General features: G+C 33.1%; 16 protein-coding genes. 8 read left to right on the top strand and 8 right to left on the bottom strand.

The window, feature by feature from the left end; all coding sequences use genetic code 11:
* Positions 1 to 10 precede the first annotated feature (10 nt).
* The 4 genes from ACMDB5_RS07915 to ACMDB5_RS07930 all read left to right on the top strand — a co-directional run bounded on the left by ACMDB5_RS07915 (position 11) and on the right by ACMDB5_RS07930 (position 2,857).
* Positions 11 to 1,369 (top strand): histidine kinase, encoded by a 1,359-nt coding sequence (locus tag ACMDB5_RS07915; protein WP_413997717.1) that lies wholly within the window; start codon positions 11 to 13, stop codon positions 1,367 to 1,369.
* Between the two features lie 2 nt (positions 1,370 to 1,371).
* Positions 1,372 to 1,671 carry a 2TM domain-containing protein gene (locus ACMDB5_RS07920; RefSeq protein ID WP_413997718.1) on the top strand — a complete coding sequence of 100 codons (300 nt, stop codon included), beginning with the start codon at positions 1,372 to 1,374 and terminating at the stop codon, positions 1,669 to 1,671.
* A 65-nt stretch (positions 1,672 to 1,736) separates the two neighbouring features.
* Complete coding sequence (locus ACMDB5_RS07925; RefSeq protein WP_413997719.1) at positions 1,737 to 2,078, top strand: 2TM domain-containing protein; 342 nt, start codon at positions 1,737 to 1,739, stop codon at positions 2,076 to 2,078.
* 23 nt (positions 2,079 to 2,101) lie between these two features.
* Entirely contained in the window at positions 2,102 to 2,857 is a 756-nt protein-coding gene (locus ACMDB5_RS07930) for a LytR/AlgR family response regulator transcription factor (protein WP_413997720.1), read from the top strand.
* A 25-nt stretch (positions 2,858 to 2,882) separates the two neighbouring features.
* Here ACMDB5_RS07930 and ACMDB5_RS07935 read toward each other — a convergent pair whose 3' ends face one another.
* The 4 genes from ACMDB5_RS07935 to ACMDB5_RS07950 form a co-directional block, all read right to left on the bottom strand.
* Positions 2,883 to 3,656, bottom strand: a complete 774-nt coding sequence (locus ACMDB5_RS07935) for a CDP-alcohol phosphatidyltransferase family protein (protein WP_413997721.1) — start codon at positions 3,654 to 3,656, stop codon at positions 2,883 to 2,885.
* A gap of 60 nt (positions 3,657 to 3,716) precedes the next feature.
* Complete coding sequence (locus ACMDB5_RS07940) at positions 3,717 to 4,739, bottom strand: COX15/CtaA family protein (protein ID WP_413997722.1); 1,023 nt, start codon at positions 4,737 to 4,739, stop codon at positions 3,717 to 3,719.
* Between the two features lie 12 nt (positions 4,740 to 4,751).
* Positions 4,752 to 6,185, bottom strand: a complete 1,434-nt coding sequence (locus ACMDB5_RS07945) for a CCA tRNA nucleotidyltransferase (RefSeq protein ID WP_413997723.1) — start codon at positions 6,183 to 6,185, stop codon at positions 4,752 to 4,754.
* A 75-nt stretch (positions 6,186 to 6,260) separates the two neighbouring features.
* Positions 6,261 to 6,830, bottom strand: coding sequence for an L-threonylcarbamoyladenylate synthase (locus ACMDB5_RS07950; RefSeq protein WP_413997724.1), 570 nt, complete (start codon positions 6,828 to 6,830; stop codon positions 6,261 to 6,263).
* A gap of 492 nt (positions 6,831 to 7,322) precedes the next feature.
* Here ACMDB5_RS07950 and ACMDB5_RS07955 point away from each other — a divergent pair, with 492 nt between their 5' ends.
* On the top strand, positions 7,323 to 8,486 hold the full coding sequence (locus tag ACMDB5_RS07955) for a glycosyltransferase (RefSeq protein ID WP_413997725.1): 1,164 nt from the start codon (positions 7,323 to 7,325) through the stop codon (positions 8,484 to 8,486).
* Here the strand turns inward: ACMDB5_RS07955 and ACMDB5_RS07960 are convergent.
* The 3 genes from ACMDB5_RS07960 to ACMDB5_RS07970 are packed head-to-tail and all read right to left on the bottom strand — an operon-like array spanning position 8,481 to position 11,285.
* A complete protein-coding gene (locus ACMDB5_RS07960; RefSeq protein ID WP_413997726.1) occupies positions 8,481 to 9,269 on the bottom strand; it encodes a glycosyltransferase family 2 protein in 789 nt (262 codons plus the stop codon). The genes ACMDB5_RS07955 and ACMDB5_RS07960 overlap by 6 nt on opposite strands.
* A 39-nt stretch (positions 9,270 to 9,308) precedes the next feature.
* The gene (locus tag ACMDB5_RS07965; protein WP_413997727.1) at positions 9,309 to 10,421 is read right to left on the bottom strand and encodes a glycosyltransferase family 4 protein; all 1,113 of its coding nucleotides are present in this window, start codon (positions 10,419 to 10,421) and stop codon (positions 9,309 to 9,311) included.
* A 48-nt stretch (positions 10,422 to 10,469) separates the two neighbouring features.
* Complete coding sequence (locus ACMDB5_RS07970; RefSeq protein WP_413997728.1) at positions 10,470 to 11,285, bottom strand: 2,3,4,5-tetrahydropyridine-2,6-dicarboxylate N-succinyltransferase; 816 nt, start codon at positions 11,283 to 11,285, stop codon at positions 10,470 to 10,472.
* A gap of 231 nt (positions 11,286 to 11,516) precedes the next feature.
* Between ACMDB5_RS07970 and ruvX the strand changes: the two genes are divergently transcribed.
* Both ruvX and ACMDB5_RS07980 read left to right on the top strand, forming a co-directional pair.
* Entirely contained in the window at positions 11,517 to 11,933 is a 417-nt protein-coding gene (ruvX, locus tag ACMDB5_RS07975; RefSeq protein WP_413997729.1) for a Holliday junction resolvase RuvX, read from the top strand.
* Positions 11,934 to 12,053: 120 nt separating this feature from the next.
* Entirely contained in the window at positions 12,054 to 13,550 is a 1,497-nt protein-coding gene (locus ACMDB5_RS07980; RefSeq protein WP_413997730.1) for a malate:quinone oxidoreductase, read from the top strand.
* A gap of 46 nt (positions 13,551 to 13,596) precedes the next feature.
* Here the strand turns inward: ACMDB5_RS07980 and ACMDB5_RS07985 are convergent, their stop codons facing one another.
* On the bottom strand, positions 13,597 to 15,810 hold the full coding sequence (locus tag ACMDB5_RS07985; RefSeq protein ID WP_413997731.1) for an FUSC family membrane protein: 2,214 nt from the start codon (positions 15,808 to 15,810) through the stop codon (positions 13,597 to 13,599).
* 199 nt (positions 15,811 to 16,009) lie between these two features.
* On the opposite strand from ACMDB5_RS07985, the gene def reads away from it, so the two are divergent.
* Positions 16,010 to 16,597, top strand: coding sequence for a peptide deformylase (gene def / locus ACMDB5_RS07990; protein ID WP_413997732.1), 588 nt, complete (start codon positions 16,010 to 16,012; stop codon positions 16,595 to 16,597).
* Positions 16,598 to 16,639: the final 42 nt, after the last annotated feature.

Genomic DNA, 16,639 nt, shown 5'->3' on the forward strand with positions numbered 1-16,639 from the left:
TAAAATAATAATGGAAAATCAAAGAGTAAAAACATTTACAGAGTTCAAGAAAGGTTTTATCGTTTGTTTGAAAATCAGTTTGATTTTTACATTAGTGTTTTCTGTTATTCAAATGAATTTTGAATTGAATAATGTGTTGATTACCTTCTTGGTGAGTTCCTTGTATTCATTCGGAATTGGTTTCGGAAATGGAGCTATAAATGTTTTTTTAGATAAAAAATGGGATTGGCTCGAACAGACCAATTTAAGGGTTTATTTTGGGATAATCACAACTATTATATATACCATTCCTGTTGTTTTAGGAATTGATTACCTCACTTTTGTAGTTTTTCAAGGTCTGGATCCATCGCAGTTTTTTAATGAAAGAATGATTTGGGTGCATCTTTTTTATATTATTTTATCGTTGGGTGTTTCTACTTTTATGCATGCTAAAAGTTTTATGGCTAATTGGAAACAAGCTTCAAAAAAAGAGGTTATTGAACATAAAATCATTGCAGGAACGGCAAACGCTAAATTCGAGAGTTTAAAAAATCAAATTGATCCGCATTTTCTTTTTAATAGTTTGAATGTATTAAGTTCCCTAATTGAAGAAAATCCAGACAATGCACAACGGTTTACCACTTCTTTATCTAAAGTTTATCGTTACGTTTTAGAACAAAAAGACAAAGAGTTGGTCAGTGTTGAGGAAGAATTGGCTTTCGCCAAAACCTACATGAATTTATTGAAAATGCGTTTTGAGAATAGCCTTTTTTATGAATTGCCAACCACAAACATAAATCCGGATGCCAAAGTAGTACCGCTGTCCTTACAGCTTTTATTAGAGAATACGGTAAAACATAATGTAGTTAGTGAGCAAAGACCCTTACATATTAGGATTTATGTAGAAGGAGATTATTTAGCGATACAAAATGATTATCAAAAAAAAGAAGTCCTCCAGGATCATCGTCAAGGCGTAGGTTTGCAAAATATTATCAATCGTTACGGAATCATTACGAATAGAAAAGTGTTGATTGCTCAAAATGAAAAAACCTTTACTGTCAAAATCCCTATTTTAACTAAACAGATTTCAGTTATGGATAATGCGACAAATTACAACGAAAATAATGCTTATTATAGAGCCAAAAAAAGAGTAGAAGAGCTCAAAGGATTTTACGGAAACTTAATTTCTTATTGTTGTGTTATTCCTCTTTTGATATTTATTAATCTTAGTTATTCACCACATTTTCAATGGTTTTGGTTTTCTGCTGCAGGATGGGGTTTTGGATTGATTATGCATGGAATGAAAGTTTTTGGGTACAGTTCGAATTGGGAAGAGCGTAAAATTCAAGAAATTTTACAAAAAGAAGATAACAATAAACATTGGAAATAATCATGGAAAACAATTATCAAAACGAAGATCGCTATCTTAAAGCTAAAAAAAGGGTAGAAGAGATTAAGGGGTTTTATGGGAATTTGACAGCCTATGTCTTAGTAAATATTGGTCTGTTAGCAATTAATTTGCTCACTTCTCCGGATCATTTATGGTTTTATTGGCCGATGTTGGGCTGGGGAATTGGAGTGGTCATTCATGGAATGAAAGTCTTTAATTACATGCCATTCATAGGTAAAGATTGGGAAGAGCAAAAAATTAAGGAATTTATGGATAAGGAAAAGAAAGAAAATTGGCAATAATTCTTAAAATTGAATTTTAATTTGGGGTTTTACGATTTCAATTAGTATTACTAATAATCAATAAAATGAGAAGAAGATATAAATCGGATTTTGATAGTTATCAATCCGAAGATAAGTATAAAGAAGCGGAGAGAAAAGTGAAAAAATTGAAAGGGTTTTACACTCATTTAATAGTTTACATATTGGTTAATATTTTGATTGTTTTTATAAATATCAATGATTTGTCCGCAGGAGAAAGTTATTTTAAAATGGAGAACTTTTTCACAGCATTTTTTTGGGGAATTGGATTATTAGCGCACGGACTTTCGACTTTTATGCCTCATTGGATTTTCGGAAAAAATTGGGAGGATAAAAAGATTAAGGAGTTTATGGAAAAAGAAAAGCAAAATAATACAAATTGGGAATAATTTGAACCTGAGGTAATTTTACAATGAAAACAATCATAATCGAAGACGAAAAACCAGCAGCGCGATTGTTGCAAAGAAAACTCCAAAAGCTTAATGTTGAAGTAGGAGTGATGTTACATTCAGTAGAAGAATCAATAGCCTGGTTTTCTGAAAACGAACATCCTGATTTGATTTTTTTGGATATTCAGTTATCTGACGGATTATCGTTTGAAATATTTGAAAAAATAGCAATTAAAAGTGCGGTGATTTTTACTACAGCTTATGATGAATACGCTTTGCGTGCTTTTAAATTGAACAGTATCGATTATCTTTTGAAACCAATTGATGAAGATGATTTGGAACTTTCAGTTGTCAAATTCAAGACTCGTTTGCCAAAGCAGGAATCGTTACAGCTCGATTTTGAGCAAATAAAAAAAATGCTTTCGAATCCTTTTGAAAAAAATTACAAAAAACGATACACCGTAAAAATAGGGCAGCATCTAAAAGTTATTGCAACTGATGAGATAGAATGTTTTTTTAGCGAAAATAAAGGAACTTATATTCATACTTTCGACAACAGAAGTTATTTGATTGATGGGACTTTAGAGCTTTTGGAACAAGAATTAGATCCTGAAAAATTCTTCCGTGTGAGCCGAAAATTCATTATTTCACTCAAAGCAATTAAGGAAATTTTAATCCATAGTAATTCTCGTTTAAAAGTGGTTTTGCCCTCTTATAAAGAAGATGAGGTTATCGTTAGTAGGGAAAAAGTGACTGATTTTAAAAACTGGATTGGCTGAAAGTGAAATTAATTTTCAATATTTTTTAAATCTTGAAAAAGCTTTTTCTGATTGCAATTAGGATAAAAATAAGAACCGAATAGCCGATGAAAAAAGGAACTATAAATTCAATATAATTTAAGGCTAACATAATGGCAATGAGTAACAATTGAAAACCCAATCCATACAAGGAAACGAAGGTCATAAACCAATTTGGTAATGTTTTTATTTTGTGGGCATCTCTATCTAAAGCGTAAATTATTCTGTCAAAGCCTCCATAAACCAAGATGTAGATTTTAAATAAAATATTGACTGTTTTTTGACTTTCGCCAGCCAAGGCTTCAGGCGTTTTGTATTCAAAAATTTTACTTGTGGTATCTCCGCCAACTGATTTATTTCTTAAAATTACATAGTAATAATTATACAAAGTGCCCTGCAATTGAATACAGAAAAATGCGATTAAAGTCATCACAAAAGATGTTTCTGAAACATAGCAAATTGCACTCAGAAATAAAAAATTAAGAACAATATCAAAAATGCTGTCAAGGTATCTTCCGGTATATGAAGGTGTGTTTTTTACTCGAGAAAGCTCACCGTCAGCCGCATCAATGATGGATTTTAGAATGATAAAAAAACCGGCCAAATAGTAGTGATTTTCTAAAATAAAATAAACCGCAGTAAGACCTGAAACAGCAAAAAGAAGAGTGATGTGGATAGGTGTTACAGCGGTATTTTTTAATTTTTTTGCAAAATATTTTGCGGGAGCTCTCCCATAATCTGATAAATCGAGAAAGGCTTCCTGAGCAGCAAGTTTAGACATTTAAGATTGTTTCCAAAGAAATGTGACGATATAGTCAAAAGTAAATATAGTCAAAAGTTCTTATTTAGACAATCGGTGTAAAGTAAAAACCATTGCAGATAAAAGGAAAAAAGCATTGATTTGGTGTGTTAACCCTAGCCATAATGGAACGCCATATAACAGGGTAAAAACGCCTAAAACAAACTGTCCAAAAACTAAAATCAAAAGCAAATTGATTCCTTTGGTTTGCGCTTTGTTCAAATTGTATTTTTTACTTTTAAAATAAAGCAATACCATAATTCCAACAACTACATAAGCCAGCATTCTATGAATAAATTGAACACCACTTTTGCCTTCGGTAAAACTCAAAAGCCAGTTTTTTTGTTCTAGAAAAACACTGTCATGAATGAATTGTCCATCGCTCATCAAGGGCCAGTGATTGTGAATCAAACCGGCGTTTAAACCGGCAACAAACCCTCCGTATATAATTTGTAATAGTAAAAAAGCAAGTGCGTAACGGGCAATGGAGCGTAATGATTTTTGAACTGGTTTTCTCTCAGGATATATCAAATCTAAAGCTACCCAAAGTGTATAGGCAAAGGTAATAAAGGCAAAAGTAAGATGAAGCGAAAGTCTGAAATGGCTTACATCTGGATTGTCTATCAAGCCACTTCGTACCATAAACCATCCCAAGAATCCTTGGAAACCTCCCATGAATAATAAAACAATACATTTTTTTATCGTTTGAGGCGAAAGTCGTTTTTTAAATAAAAAATAAATGAATGGAATAACGAAAACCAGACCAATTATTCTACCTATAAAACGATGAAACCACTCCCAGAAATAGATAAACTTATAATCGTCTAAAGTAAAATCATTATGAATATTAATTTTTTGGTATTCTGGAAACTGTTTGTATTTGTCAAAAGTTTCTTGCCATTTTGCTTCTGTAAGCGGTGGCAATGTATCAGTAACCAAATGCCAGTCGGTCATCGAAAGTCCCGAATTGGTCAAACGAGTAATCCCACCTACGACGACCATAATAAATAATAATGCACAACCTGAAAGTAGCCAAATTATAACTGATTTATTCTCTTTTTTCATTCTTTGATGGTATTATTTAATTACTTTAACTAAGCCTAGTTTTTCGGCTCGTTTTATCATAAAAGCATATGCAGCATCATAATTATTGAGGATGTCGCCTTCCAAAATTGCTTCTTTTATTGCTTCTTTAAGGATTCCAATTTCTCTAGATGGTTTCAAATCGTATATTTCCATGATTTCTTCGCCGGAAATTGGCGGTTGAAAATTACGAACATGGTCGCGTTCTTCTACTTCCACAATTTTTTTGCGAACAATTTCAAAATTACTATGGTACTTTTTGAATTTGCTAGGGTTTTTTGTGGTAATGTCGGCCTCACATAAAGTCATTAAGTTTTCTACATCTTCTCCGGCATCAAAAACCAATCGGCGAACAGCAGAGTCAGTAACGGTGTCTTGGGACAAAACGATAGGTCGAGAACTCATCATAACCATTTTTTGTACAAATTTCATTTTTTGGTTCAACGGCATGTGCAATCTTTCGAAGATTTTTTTGACCATTTTGCCTCCTAGAAATTCATGTCCATGAAAGGTCCATCCTTGTTTTTTATTGAAACGCTTGGTTGGTGCTTTTCCAATATCATGCAGTAAAGCGGCCCAGCGTAACCATACATCATCGGTATTCGGGCAAATGTTATCAACGACTTCCAATGTGTGATAAAAATTATTTTTGTGGGTATGGCCTTCAATTTCTTCTACTTGATTCAAAGCAGTCAATTCTGGAAGTATAATATCTAAAAGTCCCGTTTTGAATAATAATAAAAATCCAGCCGAAGGTTTGTCCGTCGAAAGGATTTTGTTCAGTTCATCAACAATGCGTTCTCCGGAAATGATTTTAATTCGGTCCGCATTTTTTGTTATCGATTCTAAGGATTTTTCTTCGATATCAAAGTCCAATTGATTAGCAAAACGAATAGCGCGCATCATTCGCAAAGGGTCATCAGAATAAGTGATGTCTGGATCAAGAGGCGTTCTTAAAGTCTTGTTTTCGATGTCATTTAATCCGTCAAAAGGATCTAGTAACTCCCCGAAATTAGTTGAATTCAATGATAAAGCGAGTGCATTTATGGTGAAATCACGACGATTTTGATCGTCCTCCAGTGTTCCGTTTTCAACAACAGGATTTCGACTTTCAAAATGATAGGATTCCTTTCGGGCACCTACAAATTCAATTTCGGTATCTTCAAAACGCAGCATTGCGGTTCCATAAGTTTTGAATACCTGAACTTTTGGTTTTTTTGGAAGTAATTCAGATACTTTTAAAGCCAATTCGATTCCGCTACCTACGGCTACGATGTCGATGTCTTTTTTGAAATCTCTTTTCAGAATCAAATCTCGCACGAAGCCACCAATAACATAGCTATCAATTTGTAGTTCTTGGGAAGCTTGAGAGATAACTTCGAATATTTTATTGTTTAAAAACTCTTTATAGGAAGTTTTAATATTCATTCTTATTTGGTTAGAGTTATTAGTTTTGAGATTTTAATGTCAAAAAACTAAAAACTGTGACAGAAAACTAATCGTTTATTTGCGTATAATTTTTACCTGAGAATCACTTGACAATTTTATAATTGTGGATGGTTTTCCGGCAATTTTATCGCGTTGCAAATTTACAACATAGTCCACACCTTTTAAAATTTCTGGACTAATATCTTTAAAAGCAATTGGAGTTGGCTGTCCCGAAATGTTCGCAGATGTTGAAACTAGTGGTTTTTTCATACGTTCCATTAGTTTAAAACAAAATGGCTCTTTTACGAGTCTAATCCCGAGAGTATTATCTGAGGCGACTAAGTTTGACGCCACATTTCTAGGTTTGTCTAATACTAATGTAGTTGGGTTTTCAGAGAGATCCATGATTTGCCAAGCAACTTCGGGAATGTCTTTGAAAACGTTGTACATCATTTTTTCGCCATTCATCAAAACAATCATGCTTTGGGTTTCGGCTCTTTTTTTGAGTTTGTATATTTTGGCTACGGCTTCTGGGTTTGTGGCATCACAGCCAATTCCCCATACAGTATCGGTAGGGTATAGGATGATGCCGCCTTCTTTTATGATTTCGTAGGCATTAAGTACTTCGGTGTTGATATCTTGCATAAGCAGTTTTAAATGAATGCAAAGATATTCATTCGTAGTGGGTTTAGGAAATTTGTTCCGCTCTTTTAAAGAAAATAAAATGGACATTTTTGGCAAAAAGAAGTAGTTCTTTTGTTTATCCGCTTTCTTAATAATTCCACTTTTATCTTTGGGTTGCTATGTGTTTTTTCTTTTTTTTTGATCTCTGTTTATTGCCTATCAAAAGATATAAGTGTCAATTTGTTTTCTAAAATTTCAGTATTTTTTATTGAGTTCGAGAAAGATTTTTTAGGCAATGTTTTCGTTTTTGGTTGATTTTAATGCTATATTTTTAATTATGTTATCAGGATTCATGGATGTTACCCAATCGATTTTGTATTTAGATGTTAAAAGTTTTTAAAAACATTATTGGTGTGTCTTTCGTTGTTGTTAGGTGATTGTTTTAGTCGATATTTTTTGTTAAAATTAGATGTATTATATTCTATATTTGCAAAACAAGTATTTTAATATTGTATGAATAATTCAAAAATAGATTTTTTTTTAATTGATCATACTCCTGTAGGAGGAGTAGAACGTGTTGGTTGTGATTTGATTAATCTTTTTTTATCTAATGGAATAGATGTAGATTATTTAATAACACAACACAATGATTATGAGAAACCTCATTTTCCTTATCCAAAAGAGATAAAATATATAAATTTAGATTGTTCTACAGCTGATCTTGAAGAGCGATTGTATGAATCTTTTCTGAATTTAAAAATTAAGAAATTAATTTTTGCAGGAGATAATATGTCTATTTCAATTGCTTTATTAAAAGCGGCCAAACGAGCTGGCGTTATTGCAATTCCTCAATATCACGGTTCTCCCCATGCTTATTTAGATAAGTATATTTCTTTGAGAGATATGCTGGGAAACCCATATTTATTTTTCAAATATTTGGTTGCTAAATCTTTCCGTCCCTTTAAGTTATTGAAATTAAAAAAATATTTATTGCTTGCAGAGCATGGTGTAGCTTGTGTTAGTCAAGGTTCGGCGGATGAGATCAAGAAGCTTTATAAGAATTCACGAGCTATAATTGATAGGGTTTTTACTATTTATAACCCGCTTCACCTAGGATTAGATAGAATTGATTGTAATATAAATGAGAAGAATAATACTATAGTTTACTTATCTCGGCTAGAGGAAAAGCACAAAAACTCATTTTTAGCAATAAAGGCTTGGAATGAGATTGCACATAAATATCCAAATTGGGAATTGCACATACTGGGAGACGGTTCTATTAGTGAAAAGATGAAAGGTTACGTGGCTGATAATAAACTAACAAATGTTGTTTTTTATGGTATGGTTAAGGATGTAGCTTCGCATTTGTCAAAAAGCAAAATATCTATTCTTACTTCTAATTGTGAAGGATTGGGAATGGGAGTTTTAGAATCTATCTGTTATAAGAATGCAATCGTTTCTACATTAAGTAATGGAGGGATTATTGATTTGGTAGAAGATCAAATATCAGGGTTATTGGTACCTAGAAATGATTATAAAGCTTTTGCTCAAAGTATGGAAAAAATCATGAATAATGAGCAGTTGAGAATTAAATATGTTAATGAATCTTATAAAATTCTAAGCAAGTTTTCGGATGATGGAATCATCTCTGAATGGAAAAAAAGGTTCAATCTATAAGTATTTATCTAATCCATTTTGACAACGATTTAGTTTTTTTGTCATTGTATTTTTTAGGATAAGATCGTTTGTTGGTAACATTTTTTTGCTATTCTCTGAATGGAAAATATGTAAAACGTTAGCATTGAATTTGATGTTTTTTCGAATGATTTTAGCATTGAGTAAACGTACAACTAATTCAGTGTCTTCTCGTCCCCATCCGATAAAATCCTCGTTAAAACCGTTAACTTTTATTAAATCACTTTTGAAGCAAGCCATATTGCAGGATCTAACCTGTTTGTGGCTAGTGGTTGTATAGCTGATAAGCTTAGAAAGTAAAGAATTATTAATTGTGTTTTTATAATTTGCTGAAATGTTATCAGAGCTTACAGAAAAATTGATTTTTTTCTCGGTAAGTAATTGTTTTGAATAATCTTCCTTCAGAAGAACTCGTGTACCAATAGTGAATTGGTTGGTTTTGCAGTGAGTAATATGATCTTTTATAAAATTGGGGTGCAGGATTAAATCTCCATCAATCATAATGATGTAATCTCCGGAGGATTTTGCAATCGCTTTGTTTCGAGAAGCCGCAGCTCTAAATCCAAGATCTTCTTGCCATGAATGAATAACAGGTATTTTTAGCCTGTCTTGCCATTTTTTTATTAAAATTTCAGTTTCCTTTGTAGAGCCATCATCTGCTATAATTATTTCATCGGGCATTACGATTAGATTTTCAATACTCATTAGGACAACTTCCAAAGCTTCAGGCCAATTGTATGTAGTTATTAGTAAAGTAGTGGTCATGATTTGTATTTACGATTGAATAATTAGCAATTTGTTTTTTTAGACTTCGGAATATAATTTGTTGATTTTTGACGCAATATTTTGGTCATTAAATTTCTGGACAAACTCAAATCCTTTTTCAGCAATTTCTTTCCTTAAACTAGCATCATGGAGCAAAGTATTAATTTTTTCCTCTAATTCGACTGTGTTATAGGGGTCAATGTATAGACTGTCTGGTCCTCCAGCTTCGGGAAAAACGCCGAATTTATTTGTGATAACAGGAACCTTAGAGTATAGAGCTTCAATTATTGGTATTCCAAAACCTTCAAATATTGATGGATATACAAAAACTGTCGCTAACTGATAGATTATCGCTAATTCTTTACTAGTCAATCCTTTTAGGAAGATTACTTTATTTTCTAAGTTGTTATCTGTGATGTAATCTCTGATTTTTTTCGAATAATTGGTTTCCTTGCCAATAATTACCAGCTTAGTGTCAATATTTTTGATTGCTTTAACTATTGTGAAAGCATTTTTGCGTTCTTCAATTGTACCAACATTCAGAATGAAATTTTGAGGAAGTTTATAATGATTGGCTACTTCTTCTTTTTCTTGATCGGAATGTTTTTCCTTGAAAACAGATTGGCATCCTTGGTAAATTACTTCAATTTTATCGGGGTCAACATTCAGAAAAGTAACAATATCTTCTTTGGTTTGTTCGCTAATTGCAATAATTTTGTCGGCTGCTTTTGCTGCTTTTTTGAATTTTAAATAATGAATTTTACGATCAAAAAAAGAATACAATTTAGGATAGCGCATAAATATTAAGTCGTGTATGGTTACGACGCTCTTTATGTTATTTGCTTTTAATCCAATTGGAAGTTCGCCAGATAATCCATGAAACAAGCTGATGTTGTCTTTTTTTAAATCATTCACAATCCCTTTTTGGCGCCAATAATTTTTGAATTTTCTCGTAAATTTTGTTTTAGGAAGTTGTTCAAAAACATTGCTGTTATTTGCCTCAAAAAGGGATTGATCAGATTTTTTTGGATTATATAAAAAATATGAATTATCTGAATAATAGGTACTCAGTACACGAATAACATCACGACTATAGTTTCCTAACCCTGTTTTGTTGTGAAAAATCCTTTTGGCTTCGTATCCTATTTTCATTTAATATCAATAATTTTTTTTGGAATATTTTTAGCAGCTTATATTGATTTAAACCGCTACGTCATATTCGCGTAAAGCATTGTTCAAAGATGTTTTTAAATCAGTTGATGGTTTGCGGGTTCCAATGATTAAAGCGCATGGTACTTGAAATTCTCCTGCGGCGAATTTTTTAGTGTAACTTCCAGGAATCACAACCGAACGAGCCGGAACAAATCCTTTCATTTCTACTGGAGTTTCACCCGTAACATCGATAATTTTTGTAGATGCTGTAAGACATACATTGGCACCAAGAACAGCTTCTTTACCAACGTGAACACCTTCAACAACGATACAACGAGAACCAATAAAAGCACCGTCTTCAATAATTACCGGAGCGGCCTGCAATGGTTCAAGAACCCCACCAATTCCTACACCACCACTTAAATGTACATTTTTACCAATTTGAGCACAGCTTCCTACGGTAGCCCAAGTGTCCACCATAGTACCTTCATCTACATAAGCACCAATGTTTACATAACTTGGCATCAAGATTACACCGCTTGAAATATAAGCGCCATAACGGGCAACAGCATTAGGTACTACGCGAATTCCTTTTTCGGCATAGCCTCTTTTTAGTAGCATTTTGTCATGGTATTCGAAAATTCCAGATTCCCAAGTTTCCATTTTTTGAATAGGGAAATACATAACCACGGCTTTCTTTACCCATTCGTTTACTTGCCATCCGTCAGCTATAGGCTCGGCAACGCGAAGTTTTCCCGAGTCTAATAATTCGATAACTTCTCTAATAGCATTTGTTGTAGTTTCTTCTTGTAACAAGGCTCTGTTTTCCCAGGCTTGTTCTATAATTGTTTGTAATGGATTCATGATTTTGATAATTTTTGTACAAATATAAATGGATTTTTTAGAAAACGACTTGGTTTTTGTAATACTAACATATTTATTGTTTTTGTTTGAAAAAATAAAGGATGCGTTATTGAATTTGACGTTTTAAAGAGGATGTGTCGTTTTCTATTTTAATGATGAATTCCGATAGTCTTATGTCAAAATTAATCGCATATAATCTTTGTGTATCTTTGCAAAAAAAATAAAAAATACATGCCTAGAATTCTTTCTATAGACTACGGACAAAAACGTACCGGTATCGCCGTTACAGACGAAATGCAAATCATCGCATCGGGATTAACCACAATTCCTAGTGCTACGGCGATTGCTTTTTTGAAGGATTATTTTTCTAAAGAAAAAGTAGAGGCAGTTCTTATTGGCGAACCCAAACAGATGAATGGCGAACCCTCAGAAAGCGCTTCTATTATAAAAGGTTTCGTGACTCATTTTACTAATCATTTTCCAGATATGAAAGTGATAAGGGTTGATGAACGTTTTACTTCAAAAATGGCTTTTCAAACAATGATTGATAGCGGAATGAAAAAGAAACAACGTCAAAATAAAGCCTTGATTGATGAAATTTCGGCTACAATTATGCTTCAGGATTATTTGAATCGAAAAACGTTTTAGACTTTGATATCTAATCAAATGAAAAAGCTTAATCGTTTTCGTGATTTCTAACTTTTAATCCCTTTTTTTATGTTTTTTTTTGCAATTTTATGAAGTACCTTTGTACTTTAAAATTTTGCTATGCCTGACACAACAACCCAATCACAAACTGACGTAGTTCTTATTGGTGCTGGAATAATGAGCGCTACTCTCGGTTTAATACTGAAAGAACTTCAACCCGATATAAAAATTCAAATTTTCGAAAGATTAGATATTGCTGCAGCTGAGAGTTCTGATGCCTGGAATAATGCAGGAACAGGACATTCTGCTTTTTGCGAACTGAATTATACTCCCGAAAAAGAAGATGGAACTATAGATCCTAAAAAAGCTATCAGCATTGCTGAGTCTTTTGAGGTATCTCGTCAATTTTGGGCTTATTTAGTAGAGCAAAAAAAAGTTCCCTCTCCAGAAAATTTTATAAAAAGCGTCCCTCATTTGAGTTTTGTTTGGGGAGATAAAAATGTAGCCTATCTTAAAAAGAGATTCGATGTTTTGCAGCGAAACAGTATTTTTAAAGAGATGGTTTTTACCACTGATTTTGCTAAGATGAAAGAATGGATGCCTTTGGTTATGGAAGGCAGAAAAGAATCGGATAGTTTTGCGGCAACTTCTATGCCTATTGGTACTGATGTTAATTTCGGAGAACTAACCAGAAGTATCTTTAATTATTTGGGTACTCTTGACGGAGTTAGCCTTCATTATAATCATGAGGTTAAGAAACTAAAACAACAAGAGGACAAAAGCTGGAGAATAAAAATTACCGATTTGGCTTCGGGCGAAAAGAAAAAAATATATACTAAGTTTGTTTTTATAGGAGCTGGTGGAGGTTCGTTGCCTTTATTGGAAAAAGCCGATGTTCCTGAAGGAAAAGGATATGGAGGTTTCCCGGTAAGCGGACAATGGTTAAAATGCATCAACCCTGAAATAATTGCTAAACACCAAGCTAAAGTCTATGGTAAGGCTAGTGTAGGTGCGCCGCCAATGTCGGTTCCGCATATCGATTCCCGAATGATTAATGGAGAAAAACAACTTTTGTTTGGTCCTTTTGCCGGTTTTTCGACTCGTTTTTTGAAAAACGGCTCTTATTCTGATTTGCCTTTGTCTATAAAAACAGATAATATTATTCCGATGATTGCCGCCGGAATTAAGAATATTCCGCTCACAAAATATCTGATAGAACAAGTAAGACAATCTCCAAAGGACAGAATTAATGCGCTTAGAGAATATGTTCCTTCTGCAAGATCTAAGGATTGGGTTATAGAAAGAGCTGGCCAAAGAGTTCAGGTTATTAAGAAAGATGAAAAAGAAGGTGGTGTGCTTGAATTTGGTACCGAGGTAATCACTACGGGCGACGGGTCTTTAGCTGTTCTATTAGGTGCTTCGCCTGGGGCTTCAACTGCTGTTTCAATAATGGTAGATTTAGTAGGAAGGTGTTTTAAAGATAAATTGAATACACCGGAATGGCAAGAAAAAATTAAAAATATGATTCCGTCTTATGGTCAGACCTTAAACGATAATCCGGAACTTTTAGATAAAATTAGAAATAATACGGCTTCGGTTTTGAAGCTTAATAATTAAATTTCTCAAACAAAAAAATCCCAATTCATATTGGGATTTTTTTTGTTTAAGATTTTAGCAATAACTGTGTTGTTTTTAGAATGTTTTCAGATAAATTAGTAAGCCATATCAGTTGTTCTATAACCAGTTGGGCTTCTTGCATTTTTGTCTGATAGGTTTCTTCATCCATGCTATCTACTTGTTTTAATTCATTCGAACGAATGTTCTTCAGTTCGGTGAATCGCTTACTTAATTCTTCGCTAACGGTTTTTTCTTTTAGTTCAGAGCCATCCGCTTTAAGAAGTATAATTGCACTTTGTAAGTTTTCGATAATTTTATTGAAAACCACATTGAAAGCCTCAGAGGCTTCGGTGGTTTTATGGGATTGGATGTATGTTCCCAATGAAGCTGCCGATGAAAGTAGGGAATGATTAAGTACGGTAAGTTTATAAACTTGAGATAACTTGTTTTGTTTTGATTTAGGCTCTTGAACCATTCTTTGAAAAGAAGCCATTAAATTGCCAATTTCAATAAATGCTTGCTTTCTTGCTAAACGGTATGAAGTGGATACTTCTCCCTTTTTGTTGTAGAAAATGGAAATTTGTTTTAAATAATTTTCATTGGCTTTAATCGATTTTTTTAAATGGAGCGGAATGTTCAAAAACTCCCAGGACGGCCACAAGAAATAATTAGCCAAAAAAGCTAAAGTGGCTCCAACTAAGGTGTCCAAAATTCGATATTGGATAACATCTTGGATGTTTGGGTTTAGAATTCCATAAACGAAAATGACATATATCGTTACGAAAGTGGCTCCAATTTTATAATTTGTTGGGGTGAAGGAATATCCCAAAAGCATTGAAATAATAGCTAAAACACCAATTAAAGTAGAGTTATGGATTATTAATAAGAATCCGAAAGCAATTAACACTCCAAGAAATGTCCCAAAAATTCTTTCGTAGGTGCGCTGCTTTGTCAAGCCGTATCCCTGACGCATGATGACAACAATGGTTAGTAAAATCCAATATGAATTTTGAAAGGGAAGTATTTGTCCAATCAGCAGACCGATTAAAATGGTAATCGTTAATCGAATCGAATGTCTGAAAACAGTAGATGAAAAACTGAAGTTTTCAACCAGGGTGCTTAATGGGTAATATTGAGGAGTTACAAATTTTTCTAAATCTTTATCTTTCCCTTTTAAGTCATGCGAATTGATGTTTTCCGTAAAAGCACGTTCGAGAATTTTGATTTTTTCGACTTGCTTTTCGGCATAATGCAACATGGTTGTAAGCATCAAAACTCCTTCAGAAGCAGGAATCTTGCCTAAATCATTTTCATATTTAGCAATTGCAAGCTCTAGTTTTTGTAAATCATCAATCAAATTGTGTTTTGATGAATATTGCTTTCTTTCCTGTATGTTTTTAGATAACTGCTTTAGAATCAAACCAAGATTGTATGCTAGATTTTGATAGGTTTTTAGCACTTTCGGATGATCATCAAATTTTTGATGCAACTTATCGTGATCAAATGAAGTAGATATTGCCAATTCTAATATCTCAAGTAAAGAGATAAAAACAATAAGCATTTTTCTATTTTGATTGGAAGATCCGGAACTCGTTCGGTTTCTTATTAATACCTCCCTGATGTTTTCATGGATAGTATTTAATTCTACTTGTAGTACTAATTGTTTTTTGGTGATGTCCTTTCTATCTGAATTTAATTCCCATAAATCACCTCTTAGTTTTAAATATTTAGAAGTCAATTGGATGCATTCTGCTATTTGTAATTCAATGTAGCGATTGGGTCTGATATAGAAAAAGATAAGGGAAATTAGTAAGTAAAACAGTCCTCCTGTAAGTATAAGACCCGAATATTGGAGCATTTCCCAGCCCGTATGTAAATGTGCAAATGCCAGCGAAATAGAAATTAAGGCCGAAAACGATGCCATGGTGGCCCTTTGTCCATAAACAGAAATCATTGATAAAATAAAAATCAACAATGTCAATAAAGGGTAGAAAATCCAAGGGTAAGGATGGCTAAGGTTTATTATCAAATTGACTCCAGAAACGATAATTGCAGTAACAAGTATACCGTTGATTTTGTGTTTTAAATTACTAGGAATGTCGCTAGGATAGGTGAAAAAAGCACCAAGGGCTATGGTAAAACCAATTTCGAAATTGCCTAAATAGGAGAATAACAACACCGGAATAACTGCTGAAATAGTTATTTTTAAAGCATTACTAAAATGAGTGCTATCTGTGAATTTCTGAATATTGGAAATCATAATTTGAGGATTACACACAAAGGTATGAATTGTACGATTTATCCATAGGATAAATGGCTGTGAATTATAATTAAATTATAAAAAAGCACTATTTATCAATTTGAGATTAACCATTGTCTAAAAATTTACTATTTTTGCCAATCCTAAATAAAAGGATTAATCCCTTAGTTTATGGCTGATAATACTTAATATAACAACAATGATTTTACCAATTATAGGATATGGTGATCCGGTTTTGAGAAAAGTAGGAGAAGAAATATCATCTGAAAATCCTAATTTGAAAGAAACGATTGCTAATATGTACGAAACGATGTATAATGCTTGTGGTGTTGGTCTTGCCGCTCCTCAAGTTGGTATGGCAGTTCGTTTGTTTGTTGTCGATACAACACCTTTTAGTGAAGACGAAGATTTAGAAGATTCAGAAATAAAAGAATTGAAAGGTTTCAAACGTACTTTTATCAATGCAAAGATCTTAAAAGAAGAAGGAGAAGAGTGGGTTTTCAACGAAGGCTGTTTAAGTATACCAGACGTTCGTGAAGATGTGTCTAGAAAAGAGCGAATTACTATCGAATATTGTGAAGAAGATTTTGTGATGAAAACGGATGTTTTTGATGGATTGATTGCCAGAGTAATTCAGCATGAATACGATCATATTGAAGGTGTTTTATTTACAGATAAAATTTCGTCTCTAAAAAAACGCTTAATTCAAAAGAAACTAAAAAATATCATGGATGGCAAAACATTCCAAGAATATCGAATGAAATTCTTTGGTAAAAAGGGAAGATAATTTATTTCTTGTCTGTTTTTGGTATACTTTTTGATTTTTAGC

Source organism: Flavobacterium sp. W1B (assembly GCF_047344965.1).
Lineage (GTDB): Bacteria > Bacteroidota > Bacteroidia > Flavobacteriales > Flavobacteriaceae > Flavobacterium.